Source organism: Sulfuricaulis sp. (genome assembly GCF_024653915.1).
Taxonomy (GTDB): Bacteria; Pseudomonadota; Gammaproteobacteria; order Acidiferrobacterales; family Sulfurifustaceae; genus Sulfuricaulis.
Genome location: NZ_JANLGY010000027.1, coordinates 28866 through 45285, shown reverse-complemented (window position 1 = coordinate 45285; position 16420 = coordinate 28866). Strand labels below are relative to the sequence as shown.

Here is a 16420-nt window from a genome sequence, read left to right as displayed (position 1 = left end):
GCGCCCACTCAATGATTAACGTCTTTGGCCGGTCCATCTGGGCGCCGTCTCATCTCACTCGGCTTGTACTGCTATCGATCCTCTCGGTGGCGCTGATGATGCTCGATCACCGTGGGCATCACCTCGAAAAAATCCGCGCCGGCCTGAACGCCCTCGCTTATCCCATTCAGCTGATTGCCTCCACGCCGGCGTACGTGGGCCGTAGCATCGCCGACCTTTTTACCACCCGCGGCACCCTGCGCGAGGACAACGAAAAACTGTTAGACGAGCGCCAGGCGCTGCTGGCCAAGCTGCAACAATTCGACGCCCTGGAGCAGGAAAACCAGCGCCTGCGTAATATGCTGGTCAGCGCCGCGCTGGTGGCCGACAAGGCCATCGCGGCCGAACTCGTCGAAGTCAGCGCCGAGCCATTCACGCGCAAGGTCGTCGTTGCCAAGGGCAGCCAGGACGGGGTCTATGTCGGCCAGTCGGTGATCGACGCGCACGGCATCATGGGGCAAGTGACTCAAGTGGCCGGCCGCGTCAGCCGTGTGACGTTCATCACCGACGCCGGCCACGCCATTCCCGTCCTCAACAACCGCAGCGGTCTGCGCGCCCTCGTGTTTGGCACAGGCAACCCCGACACGGTCAAGGTGCCGTACCTCACGGCCAATGCCGATATCAAGGAAGGTGACCTGCTGGTGAGTTCCGGGATGGGCGGAACTTTCCCGCCGGATTATCCGGTGGCGCGAGTGCTGAAGATCGTCAACGACCCGAACGAATCGTTCCTGTCCATTACCGCGAAACCCGCGGCGCAACTCAATCATGGTAAACAGGTGCTGCTCATCTGGCGCGGAAACGTGCCCAAGAGCGGAGGGAAATCCAAATGAGATGGGGCCCGGACGGGCGCCGCCGCGCGACGCTGATCGGCACTTTTGCCGCCGCCGTGATTCTCGCCATCATGCCATTTCCCGTCTGGGCCGAGCCGTTCCGGCCCGATTGGGTTGGGCTGGTACTGATTTACTGGTGCCTCGCTATTCCCGAGCGTGTCTCTGTCGGTACCGGATGGCTGCTCGGCTTCCTCCAGGACATCCTGTATGGCTCACTGCTCGGCAGCAACGCACTTGCCAAAACACTGGTGGCGTTCCTCGCTGTCCGGCTGCATTTGCAACTGCGCATGTTTCCACGCTGGCAACAGGCGGTATCGGTGCTCGGTTTACTCGTGGCCAATCAATTGCTGGTGCTGTGGATCCGCGGCGCCATTGGGCAAGCCCCGGAAACGATCAGTTACTGGACGCCCAGCATCGTCGGCGCCCTGTTGTGGCCGTGGCTGTTCGTCATTCTGCGTGATCTGCGGCGGCGCGGCGATATCAGTTGATTCATGCTCAATATCCCGATCAAGGATCATTTCCGGGAAACCCGGCTGTTTAATGCGCGAATGATGGTGGTCGGCGTCATTGTGCTGATTTTGATTCTGACGCTGTTTTTGCGGCTGACCTACCTGCAGGTTTTCGCCTACCGCCATTTCGAAACGCTGTCACAGGCCAACCGCATCAAGCCTCTGCCGATCCAGCCGCCGCGCGGCCTGATTCTCGACCGTAACGGAGTCATTCTGGCGCAGAACTATCCGGTATACACGCTGGAAATCATCCCCGAGCAAGTAGACGACATGAATTCGCTGCTGGAGGAATTAAAGCAGGTGGTGAGTCTGAACGAGGCTGACCTCAAGAACTTCCGCAAGCAACTGCGCGAGCGTCCACGATTCGAAAACCTGCTGCTGCGCTCGAACCTGACCGAAGAAGAGGCGGCTCGGCTCGCCGTGCGGCGCACCTATTTCAGCGGCGTGGAACTCGAAGCGCGCCTGCAACGGCATTATCCCCTGGCGGGCCTGGGCGTGCATTTCATTGGTTATGTCGCGCGCATTAACGAACAGGAACTTGAGCGCATCGACAAGGCCACCTATCGCGGCATGCAACACATTGGCAAGCTGGGTGTCGAGGTCAGCCACGAAAAAGCTCTGCTTGGTCAGGTTGGTTTCGAAAAGGTGGAAACCAACGCTCACGGACGCTCTTTGCGAATTCTGGAACGTATCGCCCCGGTTGCCGGCAAAAACCTGCAACTCTATGTCGACGCCAAGCTGCAGGCGCTGGCAGAGCAGGCACTGGGCAATCGACGCGGGGCCGTGATCGCCATGGACCCCTCGACTGGCGGGATACTTGCCTTTGTCAGCACGCCCACTTATGACCCCAATTCCTTCATCAACGGTATTGATCCGGATTCCTATAATGCCCTGCTCAACAATCCTGACAAACCGCTCATCAACCGTGCGCTCAATGGACAGTACTCACCGGGATCCACCATCAAGGCCTTCCTCGGGCTGGCGGCGCTGGAAATAGAGAACTTTGACCCCAGCAAACCGATCTCCTGTCCCGGATGGTTCACGCTGCCAGGAAGTTCTCACCAGTTTCGCGACTGGAAAAAGACCGGGCACGGTACCGTGAGCCTGCACGACGCCGTGGTGCAATCCTGCGACGTATATTTTTACAAGCTCGCGGTGGCCATGGAGGTCGACGCCATGAAAAAATTTCTCGAGCCATTCGGCTTCGGCAATAAGACCGGGATAGATCTTTTAAACGAATCGGATGGGCTGCTGCCATCGCTGGAATGGAAACGGGCGCGTGGACAGAAATGGTATCCCGGCGAGACCGTCATCACCGGCATTGGTCAAGGCGCGATCCTGGTAACACCACTGCAACTGGCAGCCGCTACCGCCACGCTGGCCAACCATGGCGTGCGCACGAAACCACAGCTGGTACGTGCCTTCATCGACGCCAAAACCAACATCGCGCGTGCGACAGTCACCGAATCATTTCCACCGATTCCACTCAAAGACAAACAGCATCTCGATGTCCATATTCAGAACCTGATGGACGTGGTGCACACGAACAAGGGAACCGCCTACGGTATCGGCTACAACGCCCCTTACAAGATTGCCGGAAAGACCGGCACGGCGCAGGTGAAAAGCATCGCTCAGGGCCAGTTTTACAGTGAGAAACTGACGCCGGAGCGCTACCGCGATCACGCGTTGTTTGTCTCCTTTGCACCGGTCGGTGACCCGAAGGTAGCGGTGGCCGTCATCGTGGAAAACGGCGGACACGGCAGTTCCGCCGCCGCACCGATCGCGCGCAAGATCATGGACCACGTGATTCTGGGCAAAACTGCCGCCACACCCGGCGCGTCAGCACCCGCTTCGGAAAATGACGAATGAAACTGAAATTAATGGATACTTCCGGGATTAAATAGTACCGATATGAATCTGCAACGGCTGCATCTCGATAAAACCCTGTTTTACGCATTGCTAACGCTGGCAATCATCAGCCTGTTCGTGGTTTACAGCGGTAGCGCCAAAGACCTAAACGCCACTTTTGGCCATCTCATCCGGCTGTTGCTCGGCTTCACCATTCTCCTGGTCGTGGCACAGATTCGTCCGGAAATCCTGGAGCGCTGGTCGCCATATATTTTTATTGTCGGCATGCTGCTGTTGATCGCCGTGCTTGCCGTCGGCGTGATCGGCAAGGGCGCGCAGCGCTGGCTGGACCTCGGCTTTATCCGATTCCAGCCGTCCGAAATCATGAAACTGGCGGTGCCGATGATGCTGGCCTGGTTTCTGGCGCGAAAGAACCTCCCGCCCACGCTGCTACGGCTGGCTACGGCTTTCCTCATGATGGCAGTACCGGCGCTCATGATTATGAAACAACCCGATCTCGGCACAGCACTGCTCGTGTTCGGCGCGGGCACGTTCGTTCTTTTCCTCGGGGGCATGCGCTGGCGGGTGATTATCGCCCTGCTCGCTGGCATCGCTGTCGCCGCCCCCTTTGCCTGGAATCTTTTGCATGACTACCAGCGCCAGCGTGTCCTCACGATGTTCAACCCGGAAGCCGACCCGCTCGGCACCGGTTATCACACCATCCAGGCGATGATCGCCGTCGGTTCCGGCGGCATTTACGGGAAGGGCTGGCTCAATTCAAGTCAGGCGCATCTTGATTACCTGCCCGAGTCTTCCACCGATTTCATCTTTGCCGTGTACGCGGAGGAATTCGGCTTGCTCGGCAGCCTGCTGCTGGTGTCGATTTATACCATTCTCGTTGGGCGCAGCCTGCTGATTGCCTATCTCGCCCAAGACACGTACACGCGCTTGCTGGCAGGGAGCCTGGGCCTCACCTTCTTCCTGTATTTTTTCGTAAACATGGGCATGGTCACCGGCATCCTGCCCATTGTCGGTATTCCTCTGCCCGTGATGAGTTATGGCGGGACTTCGATCGTTACGATCATGGCCGCGTTCGGTATTCTCATGAGCATCCAGACGCATCGCAAGATCGCCGAATAGGCCCGCATGCATATTGCCACTCCGGAAAGATTTTTGGTTGTCTGCATTGTCCTGGCGATGCTGGCGATCGCCCCCGACGCACAGGCACTTGATTTCAGAAAATATCCCGCCTTGCGCACCTTTGCCGGCGATATGGCCGAGAAGCACGGATTCTCCGTCTCGAAACTAAAACGGGTGTTCCGCTGCGCCACGATTCGTCCCGACATTATCGAGGCCATGGAGCGCCCCCGGGAATTGCTCCCGTGGCATGAATACCAGAAAATTTTCGTTACCGAGGATAACGCCCGACGCGGCGCCCGATTCTGGAAGGAGCACGCCGGGGATATCGCCCGCGCGCAAGAACACTACGGCGTCCCCCCCGAAATCATCCTGGCGATCATCGGCGTGGAAAGCCGCTATGGACGCAGCAAGGGCGGTTATCCCGTACTTGACGCGCTGGCCACGCTGACGCTGGAGTATCCGCCGCGCTCGGAATTCTTTCGCAAGGAGCTGGAAGAATTCCTGCTGCTGGCACGTGAAATCGACGTCAATCCCTGCGAGGTCAAGGGTTCCTACGCCGGCGCCATGGGCCTGCCGCAATTCATGCCCAGCAGTTACCGCCGGCTGGCGGTGGATTTTGATGGCGACGGCAGACGCGATCTATTGGACAACCCCGCGGACACCATTGGAAGCATCGCGCATTATCTCCGCAACAACGGCTGGGAAACGGGCGCGCCCATCGTCGAGGAAGTAAAACTGGAAGGGACACTGTATTTCTGGGTGGAGAAACTTGGCATCAAACCGGCTCTGTCCGTGCGACAACTGGCGGAATATGGAATCTTTCCGCGCCAACTGGATAATCCGGAACGTCGCGGCGCACTCATTTCGCTCGAAGGCGAGTACGGGCCTTTCCACCGCCTGGGATTCAACAACTTCTACGTAATCACCCGTTATAATCTCAGCAAACGTTACGCCATGGCCGTGGTCGAACTGGGCGAAATGATACGCCGCCACAGAGAGGAAAATTCGCCAACATGAAATTTCACTGGATTATTCTGCTTCCGCTGCTGGTCCTGATTACCGGTTGCGGCACCCTGCAACAACCCGGTGGTTATTACGAAGACGACGGCCCCGAAACCAGTCCGCCGGCAGACATCGCCGGCATTCCGGATGCCGTCCCGAAGCTTGAGCCCCGTTCCGCCTCCGGCAACAAACCCTACGCGGTCTTCGGCGTTACCTACACGCCGCTTTCGGAAACCAGCGGTTACCGCGAGCGCGGTATCACCTCCTGGTATGGAAAAAAATTTCACGAACGTCGCACTTCGAGCGGCGAACCCTACGACATGTACGCCATGACGGCGGCACACAAGACACTCCCGTTGCCCTCGTACGTGCGCGTGCGCAATATGCAGAACAACCGCACTGTTGTGGTGCGCGTCAATGACCGCGGGCCGTTCCTGCACAACCGTCTGATTGACCTGTCTTATGCCGCCGCCGCCAAGCTCGACATCCTTGGCACCGGCACCGGCGTGGTCGAAATCGAAGCCGTCAGCCCGGGTGAAACAACGACTCAGGTGGCTGAGGTCAAAATCTATCCGCTTCAGATCATTCCGCCCGCCGCGGCGGCCGAGAAAATACCTGATTCGCTGTCACCGGCTGTCAGTCCCAAATTATATCTACAGGTAGGAGCGTTCTCACAGCAGGACAACGCTGTCAGTCTGCGTAATCGCCTTGATCGCGAAGCACTGCGTCCGATATTCGTCCAGTCGTCACAAACAGCCGGAAACAACGGCGCCGATGTCGCTCGCATCTATCGTGTGCGCATCGGCCCGCTGGCCAGTGTGGAAGAAGGTGATCGACTGGCGGAGCGCGCCACGCAGCTTGGCGTTCCCAATGCCCGGATCGTGGTCGAATGACCATAACTTACCGTGAACCCACAAAAAAAAATCATAAACCACGGGGAGCACGGGGAGTGAAGGATATTGGAAAAACAGAAAGACCACTCTTGCTTCTATCTGCCTTTCCCCGTGTTCCCCGTGGTTTGAATTCATTTTGTTATGGGTTTTAAGAAATTTTTCGGCCTGCTACTTGTGGGGCTGCTTTGCGGACGTACCGCGGCGGCGCCTCCCGAGATTCCCCCACCTGACATCGATGCCCCGGCCTGGATACTCGTGGATCACGACAGCGGCCAGATACTGGCGGGACGGAACAGTGACAAGCCGCTGGCTCCCGCCAGCCTCACCAAGCTCATGACCGCTTATGTGCTCTTCGGGCAACTGAAGACCGGAAAATTTCAGCTCGATGACAAGATTGCCATCGGCCCAAAAGCCGCAAAAACCAGCGGTGCGCGGCTGTTCCTGCGCCCCGGAACCACCGCCAGTGCAGAAGAACTGCTCAAGGGCATGATCGTGGTTTCTGCCAACGATGCGGCCATCGCGCTCGCGGAACACGCAGCAACAAACGTAGCCAATTTCGTCATGGAAATGAACGTGACAGCACGCGCACTTGAGTTGCGCCAGACCGTGTTCGTGAATGTCACGGGCCATGATGAGAAGGGGCATGCATCAACAGCGCATGACCTCGCGCGCCTGACTTCGGCGCTGATCCGGGATTTTCCGGAATACTACAAGTGGTTCGCGCAGAAGGAATTCACCTACCGCGATATTACCCAGTACAACCACAACGCACTGTTATGGCGGGATCCAAGTGTCGATGGCGTGAAAACCGGACAGACCCGATCGGCGGGATACTGTCTCAGCGCCTCGGCCAACCATGACGGTATGCGACTCATCGCCACGGTGCTCGGCGCGCGAGATGAAAGCGCGTGGGTAAGCGCCGGACAGAAACTCCTGGAGCACGGCTTCCGCCATTTTGAGACGCGTCTGCTCTACGCCGCCGATGTTCCCGCGCTGCGCGTACGCCTGTGGATGGGCAATCAATCCATGCTGCCGCTCGGCATACGTCACAACCTGTACCTCACCCTCCCGCGTGGCTGGCATGAAAAACTGCATGCACGACTGGTGGTGAAGGAGACACTGTCCGCACCCGTGCAACAGGGACAGGTCATGGGCACCCTGGCGCTTGAACTGGACCGGAAACCATATGCCGAATACCCCCTGGTGGCGCTGCAGGAGGTTGGAATGGGCAATATTTTCCAGCGCACTATCGACCGGGTTCAGCTCTGGTTACAGTAACGGTTATCACGCATGACCCATCCCATGTCACAGGTATATCTCAACGGCCAGTATCTCCCGCCCGATCAGGCCAGGGTATCTGTCTTCGATCGCGGTTTCATTTTCGGTGATGGTATCTACGAGGTGATTCCGGTCTTTGGCGGCCGTCTGTTCCGCCTGGCGCACCATCTTTCGCGTCTGGATGCGAGCCTGGCCGCCATTCGTCTGCGCAATCCGCACACGGCGCAGGAGTGGAACAGCATTTTCACGCGCCTGCTGGAAAAGGACGGCAAAGACGATCAGTCCATATACCTGCAAATTACGCGCGGCGTGGCGCCGCGCGACCACGCCTTCCCGCCCAATATCACACCCACGGTATTTGCCTACGCCCAGCCGCTCAAATATTCCCCACCGGAGCAACTGGCGCAGGGCGTGGCGGCCGTGACCACGGCTGACATCCGCTGGGCGCGTTGCGACATCAAGGCGATTGCCCTGCTGGCCAACGCCCTGCTGCGCCAACAGGCGATTGACCAGGGCGCCGTGGAGGCGATTCTGGTGCGCGACGGAGTCGTTACCGAGGGCGCCGCCAGCAACATATTTGTCGTCAAAAACGGCCGTCTCATCACGGCGCCGAAGGGATCTTTCATTCTACCGGGCATCACGCGCGACCTGGTCGTGGAGATCGCGCGTGCTCACGGCATCAACTGCGATGAGCTGCCGGTAAAACTTGAAACGCTGTCCTCGGCAGACGAGGTATGGCTGACCAGTTCCACTAAAGAGATTCTGCCAATCACGCGCATCGACGACAAACCGGTGGGCAACGGCAAACCGGGCCCAATGCATACCAGGATGTTCGCGCTATACAAGGATTACAAGCAGGCCTTCATCCAGGGAAAGGCGGACTGATGCGAGCGGCACACAGCGCCGCATCCGCCGAAACCGTGACACTGCGCACTCTCGGGCGCGTGGATTACGCCGATGCGTTTCGTGCCATGCAACAATTCACCTTGGCGCGCACCCCCGATACAACGGATGAAATCTGGTTGCTTGAACATCCCCCGATATTCACGATGGGCCTCAAGGGCCGCGATGGCACGCAAACACATATCGATGGCATTCCGCTGGCATACACCGATCGCGGCGGTGACATTACTTATCATGGACCGGGTCAGATCGTGATTTACATTCTCATGGATCTGCAGCGCCGTGGCTGGGGGCCGAAACGCCTCGTCACCGCCATGGAACAGGCGGTTATCAACCTGCTGGCCGACTACCGAATCCAGGGAGAGCGCCGCGTGGGCGCGCCCGGGGTCTACACGGCGGCGGGCAAAATTGCCGCGCTCGGACTGCGCGTGAAACAGGGGCGCAGCTATCACGGTCTGGCGCTCAATATAAACATGGACCTTGGGCCATTCTCCCGCATTGACCCCTGCGGTTATCACGGACAGCCGGTCACGCAATTGGCCGATCTGGACGTCCACGCCAACCTGAAGACTATCGGCCAGGGACTGATCGGAAAACTGACCCGCGAGCTGGGTTATACTGACTGCAACGATTCACCGGATAACCCCCAGTAAATAGCGTGAACAACGACAAATCGCCAACTCGCGCACCCATCGACCAAAAAGGTGCGGCCAAGACCGCGCGCATACCCATCAAAATCGTGCCGCAGACCGATCTGCTGCGTAAACCGGCCTGGATACGCGCCAAGAGCCCGACCCATCCCGAGGTCGGCCGCTTGAAAAATTTGTTGCGTGCGCATGCGCTGCACACGGTGTGCGAGGAGGCCTCGTGCCCGAATCTCGGCGAATGCTTCAGTCACGGTACCGCCACGTTCATGATCATGGGCCGTCTGTGCACGCGCCGTTGCCCGTTCTGCGACGTGGCGCACGGGCGTCCACTGCCGCTCGATCCCGATGAACCGGAAAATCTGGCGCGCGCACTGGCCGAGATGAAACTCAAATTCGTGGTCATCACCTCGGTCGACCGCGATGACCTGCGCGACGGTGGCGCCGCGCACTTTACCGACTGCATTCGCGCGGTGCGCCGGCATACACCGGCGACCTCGGTCGAGATTCTGGTGCCGGATTTCCGCGGACGAATGGAGGTGGCGCTCGATGCCCTGGGCGCGGCGCTGCCCGACGTGTTCAATCACAATCTGGAAACCGTACCGCGTCTGTACAGGGCCGCGCGCCCGGGCGCGGATTACCGGCACTCATTGGAACTGCTGCGCCGCTTCAAGGAGCGTCACTCCGGCATCCCGACCAAATCCGGCCTGATGGTCGGCCTTGGCGAAACCAATGAAGAGATTCTGGAGGTCATGCGTGATCTGCACGAACACGGTTGCGAACTGCTCACTGTCGGCCAGTATCTGCAGCCGAGCCGGCATCATCTGCCGGTAGTGCGCTTCGTGACACCCGAGGAATTCGATCAGTTCGCCCAGGCAGCACGTGCGATGGGATTCCGCAACGTCGCCAGCGGGCCGATGGTGCGCTCCTCCTATCACGCCGACCAGCAGGCGGCCGGACATTCCTTCTAATTTATGGTGGATGTCATTCCCAAGTTACAGGCGCTTTTCCTGCTTCCACCGGGCATTATTATCGTCATCGCCTTCCTGGGATTTCTTATCCAGATCCGCTGGCTGCTGGTCGGCAGTCTCATCGTTTTTTCCAGTCTCGCTGCTCTGCTGGTTCTGAGTTTGCCGCTGACCGGATATCAGCTGATGCAAGGAATTGAGTCGCGCTTTCCACCGCTGCGGCTGACGCCCGCGACCGACACCGCATCACTGCCGGGTGCCATCGTCATTCTGGGTGGGGGTCGCTACACCGAGGCGCTGGAATATGGCGCTGGCGATAGCGTAAACCGTGCGACACTGGAGCGCCTGCGCTATGGCGCACATCTGCATCGTCTCACGGGCCTGCCCATTCTGGTCAGTGGCGGCGCTCCCTACGGCGAAAAATCCCCGGAGGCGGAACTGATGAAGGACTCCCTGACGCAGGATTTCCGGGTCGAGGTTAAATGGATGGAAGACAAATCCGCCAATACCCATGAAAACGCACGCTACACGAAAAAGATGCTGGCCGAGGCGGGAGTACGGCACGTCTATCTCGTCACTCACGCCGCGCACATGCCGCGTGCCGTGTGGTCATTCGAGAACCAGGGCATCGGCACCATTCCGGCGCCAACGGGATTCGCCACACTCAACAAGGAAGACCGTGAAACGCTGGGATATTTTCCGTCTGCCTACGGATTACATCTGAGCAGCAGTGCTTTGCGCGAACGTCTGGGGCTTTTCTGGTACAAACGCAAGTTCGAGAATCCGGTACCGGCTCCTGAAGCAGCACCAGTTCCCGCACGCTGAACCCGACGCCTTCGCGCCGGATGGTCAGGCTACGCCGCGCCGCAGAGGCGATACGACAGACTGAACCGCTTCGGATACGTCGGCAAATTTTTTCTGAATATCCAGAATCGTATCGATGTGCCGCAACATGATATCGATGCAGGCAGGGTCGAAGTGCCGCCCGCTCCCGCGCCGCATCTGTTCCAGCGCATCCTTGAGATTCCACGCCTGCTTGTACGGGCGCACGGACAGCAGGGCATCCAGTTCATCCGCTACGGCCACGATGCGTCCCACCACCGGTATCGCTTCACCCACCAAACCCCGGGGATATCCCTGACCGTTGAATTTTTCGTGGTGCGAGTGCGCTATGTCTGCGCCCATGCGCAGCAGCGGTGAGCTGGAATCCCTGAGAACGTCATAACCAATGGTGGTATGCGTCTTCATGACCTCCCATTCCTCGGGCGTGAGCTTTCCGGGCTTGAGCAGGATCTTGTCCGGAATACCGACCTTGCCGATATCGTGCATCGGCGCCGCAAGATAAATCATGTCGCAGAACGGGTCGTCATGTTCCAGCTCCTGCGCGATCAGGCGCGAGATGTGCGCCACCCGGTGCATGTGGTTGCCGGTTTCCTCGTCGCGCGAGGTGCTGAGTTGGGAAAGTTTGAAGATGATCTGTTCGTGCTCGCGCTCGAGCGCCTGGCGCTCGAGCAGCTCCACATCGTGCGCCAGGCGCTCTACCCGCTCCAGCGGATTGACCAGGCTCACGCGTAGCGACAGCAAACTGTAGACGCGCATTTTGAGTTCATTCGCATCCACCGGGCGCGTCAGGTAATCGTTAGCGCCGCTCATGATAGCGCGCTGCCGCAAGTCCAGGTCGGCGGCACCGGTGATCATGATCATGGGAATCCCGCCGAAACGGGAGAGTTTGCGGGCCTCGGTAATGAAAGTAATGCCGTCCATGCCTGGCATGTGGTAATCCACCACGCACAGGTCGGGTTCGTTTTCGCGGCACCAGCTCAGCGCCTCGCCACCGCTGGCGAAACACACGGTCTGAATGGTTTCCATTCCGGGCAATCCCTTAAGCATCCGTGGCAGTAACTCATGATTCTCCCTGCTGTCGTCCAATAGGAGAACGATCGGATTCATAACGGCACCCCTTAATGCTTGTTATGGTGAAAAGTGATTCAAGTTCCGTGCCAGAGACATGGCTCAATCTCACCATCATGGTCGACCTGATTCACAGCCCTCTGGTACGGTCAGAAACCCGATTACATGCCGAATACGCCTTTTGTCCGTCTTTTCTCCGGCATTTCTACCGGCCCTGTCCCCGCTTCTGCCGATGCCGCTTTGAATTTCTCTTTGATTTGGCTAATAAATCCGGCCTGAAAGCAGCTGGCATGCCCTTTGCAAGTTAATGCCTGACTATTTTGAAACCCCAAGGACACGAGGCATAAAACATGACCGCTAACACCAAAACCCATGCCATGCCTGCCATGAAGCCGCAGATCACGCTCGATCTGAACGGACTGGCATCACCCGGACCGCTACCTTCGCTGCGCCGCACCATGCGCACGCTGGAGGAAGGCCAGGTGCTGCTGCTGATCAGCGACTATCCAAGCATGGAAAATGATCTTTACGTCTGGGCCAAACAGACCAACAACCAGCTTCTGTTCATCGACCGGACCCGGCCCAAGGGCTTCGGCTTTTATATCCTGAAAGGCGACCTCTGGCCGGTGGAACGGTCGGTGGACGTCACGGGTCATCCATGCCCCACTCCCGTGCTGGAAGCCAACAAGGTAATGACACAGATAAAGACAGATCAGAATATCAAGCTGATCAGTGACTGCCAGGCCTCTCCCAGCGAGGTAAGCACTTGGGCCAATTCCACCGGGCACAAGTTGCTTGGCATGACGGAAGACTCGCGTGGCGTGTACCGCTACTACATCAAGAAATAGTTATCTCCTGATCTAAATAGAAAGGGTTAGCGGAAACGCTAACCCTTTTTTATTTGCGCAGTTGACCGACCCTGCGCTCAATCCGGTATGTGCTGCCGGTGCCCATCCGGGCGCCAGGCAGGGGCGATGACATTGGGCATGGTGGAACGTTCAAGCAGGGTCGCCGGGGCGACGGTGAATTCGCCATAACGCAGGTTGATGCGGTCAATGGCGCCGACACGGCGCGTAACACGGTTATCCCGCGCAGGGAAAAGCTCGAGCTGCCCGCAGGCGCCCCGCAGACGCAGGGCCGTCACCTGCACGTGAGTCACGGCTTCGCCCTGCCATCGACACCGGAGAAACTTCAACGCCAGCCCGAACAGCCGCTTGCCGTCGGGCGGTCCATACGGCAACGCGAACAGTTGGTCGACGGTTTCGCCAGACGCCTCCAGCCGCAGGCCGACGTACAGCCGTCCCGCCTGCATGTCGTAACGGCGCAGGCGCGCCGCCACCTTCTCGCACATGTGCCGCAGGTAAACCTCGATCACCGGCGCCGAGGCGGTATGCGGCGGCAGCACCTTGCCGTGGCCGACGGATTTCGGTGGGGCGACTTCGGTGAGCAGCGGTTCGGTATCCCGGCCCTGACAGGCAAGCCACAGGTATTTCCCGGTCACGCCGTAACGGCGCGCCAGCACCGTCAGGGGCAGGCGCGCAACATCGCCGCAGGTGCGTGCGCCGTATAAGGATAAAAATTCAGCGATGTGCGGGCCCAGGCCACACAGTTTCTCCATTGGAATTTCGTTCAGGCGTTCACGCGCTTCCCACGGCGGGATCAGGGTCAGGCCATTGGGCTTTTTCAGGTCCGAGGCGATCTTGGCGGTGGATTTGTTGCCGGCCAGACCGATGGAACAGGGCAACCCGCCGCTAATGTCATGGATGCGCTGGCGCGCGAGCTGCGCGATGTGCTCAGGGCTTCCGTGCAGGCGCTGACAATGGGTGACGTCAATGAAGGCCTCATCCACACTGAACACCTCTATGTCCGGACTGATGTCGCGGAGCGCATACATGATGCGCGTGGAGACAGCGGCATAGACCTTGGGCCGCGCCGGGCGCTGGATGAGCTTGGGGCAAAGCCGGCGTGCCTCGTACACGCGCATGCCGGTTTTCACGCCGAAAGCGCGCGCCTCGTACGAGCAGGTGATAAGCGTAGTGCCAACCTCGCCGTTGGTGACGCCGACCGGCTTGCCACGCAGTTCGGGGAAATCACGCTGCTCAACCGACGCGAAAAAGGCGTTCATGTCGATGTGCAGAATGGCCCGCGGCCAGTAGTTCCCGGGTTCGTTCATCGCAAGACGTAAAAAAATAGACAGGATTAACAGGATTAAAGATTTTTGAAAGTTATCCAGTTAATCCTGAACAATCCTGTAAATCCTGTGAATTCTTCGTGCGCTTGGCACTTTGTTCCTCACCGATACGAACGGAATTGCCCTACGACTACCCCCTGAATACGCACGCGCGCGGCCGCGTAGCGCATCGGCGACAGGCGGCTGTTAGCCGGGCGCAGGGTGACACTGTCATCACGATTCTTCTGCAAGCGCTTGAGCGTGGCCTCTGTGCCGTCGATGAGCGCCACCACGATCTCACCGTTATCGGCCGAGTCGCGTTTTTCCACCACCACCATGTCACCGTCGAGAATGCCGTCCTCGATCATGGAGTCGCCCGCCACGCGCAGCACGAAGCGGTTGCGGTTGACGAAAAATTCGGAAAGATCGATCTCGTCCTCGCCGGGAATGGCCTCGATCGGCTGCCCCGCGGCGATGCGCCCGAGCAGGGGCAACGTCAGCGGGCGTCCCGCGGCCACCCGCCCGCGCAGGCGTACGCCGCGCGCCCGGTCCGGCTCAATGCGCAACAACCCCTCGTCTTCCAGCGCGCGCAGGTGGCGGTGCACCACGCCGCGCGAGCGAATGCCGAGATGGCCGGCGATCTCCCGCAGCTTGGGTGCATAGCCGTGGCGCAGGGTGTAGGCGCGGACGAAGTCATATACCTGGCGGGAACGGTCGGTCGGCAAAATGTTCTCCTTTTGTTCTCACTCAGCTTAAGCCTTCCCCGGGCCCGATGCAACCGTGTCGGAAACCCCGGGCCTTCTGAAGGGGCATGAAAAAACCCTGTTAGACTGCTGGTAGTGACCAATCTGCAAAACGTACAGTGCCCCTATTGCGGTGAAACGTTTGAGACCGGGGTCGACACCTCGGGCGGAAACCAGGAATACGTGGAAGACTGCTATGTCTGCTGCCGGCCAATTGTGTTTCGAGTCGAGGTCGACGTAGATGGCGAACTGACGAGCCTTGAGGTACAACGCGAAAATGACTGAACCCTTGAATCAGGATTCGTATTCCCCGATCGCCTGCGCACGCCATTCAGAATACGAGCTGGCCATCATGCACCGGCAGAAACTGCATCTGCGCTGGAACGATGCCAACGTGCATTACGATCAGGTAGTGCTGCCGCTCGATCTCAAAACCATCAATCACGAGGAGTTCCTCATTTGCCGCGGGAGCCAGGACGAAACCCTGAGCATCCGTCTCGATCGCATCCAGCGAATGGAACTGGCTTGACCGCGCGTCTGGTAGTGGGCCTGCTCGGCCTTGTCTGGCTTTCGACCGCACCGGCGCAGACCTGCGGCACCGCGCCGGTCCAGGTGCAGGTGCTGGGTTCCGGTGGTCCGGAATTGCAGGGCCGCCGAGCCTCAAGCAGTTATCTCGTGTGGGTGGAAGGCAAGCCGCGAGCGTTGGTAGACATGGGCGGCGGCGGCGCGCTGCGTTTCGGTGAATCCGGAGCCACAGTATCGGATCTCGATGTCATCCTGCTCACGCATCTGCATGCCGACCACACCGCCGACCTGCCGGCACTGATCAAGTCGTCATTCTTCGAGGACCGCTCGCGACCGCTGCCAATCTACGGTCCCACCGGAAACAAGTTCATGCCGTCCACGGTCTCGTTCGTACGCGCTCTGTTCGATAGCGTGCGCGGCGCCTATCGCTATCTCGGTGATTTTTTGAATCCGCTGGGACGCGGCGACTACAAACTCCAACCGCAGGACGTGCGTCCGTTATCCGACAAGCTCAAAACCGGTCGTAAACCGGGAGATGAAATCGTGTATCCGTTTGCCAATAACAGACTGTATGCCAGCGCCATCCCCGTGACCCACGGAAACATTCCGGCGCTGGCTTGGCGCATCACGGCGGGCGGGAAAAGCATGGTTTTCAGCGGTGACACCAACGGTCGCGGCGAACAACTTGGGCGCTTGGCGCAGGGTGCCGATATCCTGATTGCACACAACGCCGTGCCCGAGGGCGCCAGCGGCGTCGAACGTGATCTGCACATGCCGCCTTCGATCATTGGGCGAATCGCGCAGCAGGCGCAGGTGAAGCAACTGGTTCTATCGCACCGCATGCTGCGCACGCTGGGGAAGGAGGAGGAAACTCTGGCCGCCGTTCGTCAGCACTATGCCGGGCCGACGCAATTCGCCAATGATCTCGACTGTTTTACGCCCTGATGGATGGTTAAATAGTGGCGCGCCACTTGCGTAAACACAGCTAAAACACACCCAAACACGCTTCAATATTGA

Annotated in this window: 18 protein-coding genes; 15 read left to right on the top strand and 3 right to left on the bottom strand. The window is 59.1% G+C overall.

What is annotated here, in order from left to right; all coding sequences use genetic code 11:
* The first annotated feature begins 11 nt into the window (after window positions 1–11).
* From mreC to NUV55_RS13045, 11 genes are all read left to right on the top strand, one after another.
* Window positions 12–869: a rod shape-determining protein MreC gene (gene mreC, locus NUV55_RS13095; protein ID WP_296673680.1), complete on the top strand. Its 858-nt coding sequence runs from the start codon at window positions 12–14 to the stop codon at window positions 867–869.
* Window positions 866–1357, top strand: coding sequence for a rod shape-determining protein MreD (mreD, locus tag NUV55_RS13090; RefSeq protein WP_296673678.1), 492 nt, complete (start codon window positions 866–868; stop codon window positions 1355–1357). Before mreC ends, mreD begins: the two co-directional genes overlap by 4 nt.
* Window positions 1358–1360: 3 nt before the next feature.
* Window positions 1361–3247 carry a penicillin-binding protein 2 gene (gene mrdA, locus NUV55_RS13085; RefSeq protein ID WP_296673676.1) on the top strand — a complete coding sequence of 629 codons (1887 nt, stop codon included), beginning with the start codon at window positions 1361–1363 and terminating at the stop codon, window positions 3245–3247.
* A 42-nt stretch (window positions 3248–3289) separates the two neighbouring features.
* Window positions 3290–4366, top strand: a complete 1077-nt coding sequence (gene rodA / locus NUV55_RS13080) for a rod shape-determining protein RodA (protein ID WP_296673675.1) — start codon at window positions 3290–3292, stop codon at window positions 4364–4366.
* Window positions 4367–4372: 6 nt separating this feature from the next.
* A complete protein-coding gene (mltB, locus tag NUV55_RS13075; protein ID WP_296673672.1) occupies window positions 4373–5383 on the top strand; it encodes a lytic murein transglycosylase B in 1011 nt (336 codons plus the stop codon).
* Complete coding sequence (locus NUV55_RS13070; RefSeq protein WP_296673671.1) at window positions 5380–6261, top strand: septal ring lytic transglycosylase RlpA family protein; 882 nt, start codon at window positions 5380–5382, stop codon at window positions 6259–6261. The genes mltB and NUV55_RS13070 overlap by 4 nt, the downstream gene beginning before the upstream one ends.
* 141 nt (window positions 6262–6402) lie before the next feature.
* Complete coding sequence (locus tag NUV55_RS13065; protein WP_296673669.1) at window positions 6403–7539, top strand: D-alanyl-D-alanine carboxypeptidase family protein; 1137 nt, start codon at window positions 6403–6405, stop codon at window positions 7537–7539.
* 12 nt (window positions 7540–7551) lie between these two features.
* Complete coding sequence (gene dat / locus NUV55_RS13060) at window positions 7552–8424, top strand: D-amino-acid transaminase (protein WP_296673667.1); 873 nt, start codon at window positions 7552–7554, stop codon at window positions 8422–8424.
* On the top strand, window positions 8424–9095 hold the full coding sequence (gene lipB / locus NUV55_RS13055; protein ID WP_296673665.1) for a lipoyl(octanoyl) transferase LipB: 672 nt from the start codon (window positions 8424–8426) through the stop codon (window positions 9093–9095). Before dat ends, lipB begins: the two co-directional genes overlap by 1 nt.
* Before the next feature lie 5 nt (window positions 9096–9100).
* Window positions 9101–10057: a lipoyl synthase gene (lipA, locus tag NUV55_RS13050; protein ID WP_367280428.1), complete on the top strand. Its 957-nt coding sequence runs from the start codon at window positions 9101–9103 to the stop codon at window positions 10055–10057.
* Between the two features lie 3 nt (window positions 10058–10060).
* The gene (locus NUV55_RS13045) at window positions 10061–10879 is read left to right on the top strand and encodes a YdcF family protein (RefSeq protein ID WP_296673663.1); all 819 of its coding nucleotides are present in this window, start codon (window positions 10061–10063) and stop codon (window positions 10877–10879) included.
* A 24-nt stretch (window positions 10880–10903) separates the two neighbouring features.
* Here the strand turns inward: NUV55_RS13045 and NUV55_RS13040 are convergent, their stop codons facing one another.
* The gene (locus tag NUV55_RS13040) at window positions 10904–12004 is read right to left on the bottom strand and encodes an HD domain-containing phosphohydrolase (RefSeq protein WP_296673661.1); all 1101 of its coding nucleotides are present in this window, start codon (window positions 12002–12004) and stop codon (window positions 10904–10906) included.
* Between the two features lie 311 nt (window positions 12005–12315).
* Here NUV55_RS13040 and NUV55_RS13035 point away from each other — a divergent pair, with 311 nt between their 5' ends.
* Entirely contained in the window at window positions 12316–12813 is a 498-nt protein-coding gene (locus NUV55_RS13035) for a sulfurtransferase TusA family protein (protein WP_296673659.1), read from the top strand.
* 77 nt (window positions 12814–12890) lie between these two features.
* Here the strand turns inward: NUV55_RS13035 and NUV55_RS13030 are convergent, their stop codons facing one another.
* Together NUV55_RS13030 and lexA are read right to left on the bottom strand one after the other, a co-directional pair.
* Window positions 12891–14138: a DNA polymerase IV gene (locus NUV55_RS13030; RefSeq protein ID WP_296673657.1), complete on the bottom strand. Its 1248-nt coding sequence runs from the start codon at window positions 14136–14138 to the stop codon at window positions 12891–12893.
* A gap of 119 nt (window positions 14139–14257) precedes the next feature.
* On the bottom strand, window positions 14258–14860 hold the full coding sequence (gene lexA, locus NUV55_RS13025; RefSeq protein WP_296673655.1) for a transcriptional repressor LexA: 603 nt from the start codon (window positions 14858–14860) through the stop codon (window positions 14258–14260).
* Window positions 14861–14974: 114 nt separating this feature from the next.
* On the opposite strand from lexA, the gene NUV55_RS13020 reads away from it, so the two are divergent.
* From NUV55_RS13020 to NUV55_RS13010, 3 genes are read left to right on the top strand one after another with little or no spacing between them, the layout of a single operon-like run.
* Window positions 14975–15163: a CPXCG motif-containing cysteine-rich protein gene (locus NUV55_RS13020; RefSeq protein ID WP_296673654.1), complete on the top strand. Its 189-nt coding sequence runs from the start codon at window positions 14975–14977 to the stop codon at window positions 15161–15163.
* Entirely contained in the window at window positions 15156–15407 is a 252-nt protein-coding gene (locus tag NUV55_RS13015; protein ID WP_296673651.1) for a hypothetical protein, read from the top strand. The genes NUV55_RS13020 and NUV55_RS13015 overlap by 8 nt, the downstream gene beginning before the upstream one ends.
* On the top strand, window positions 15404–16348 hold the full coding sequence (locus NUV55_RS13010; protein WP_296673649.1) for an MBL fold metallo-hydrolase: 945 nt from the start codon (window positions 15404–15406) through the stop codon (window positions 16346–16348). The genes NUV55_RS13015 and NUV55_RS13010 overlap by 4 nt, the downstream gene beginning before the upstream one ends.
* Window positions 16349–16420: the final 72 nt, after the last annotated feature.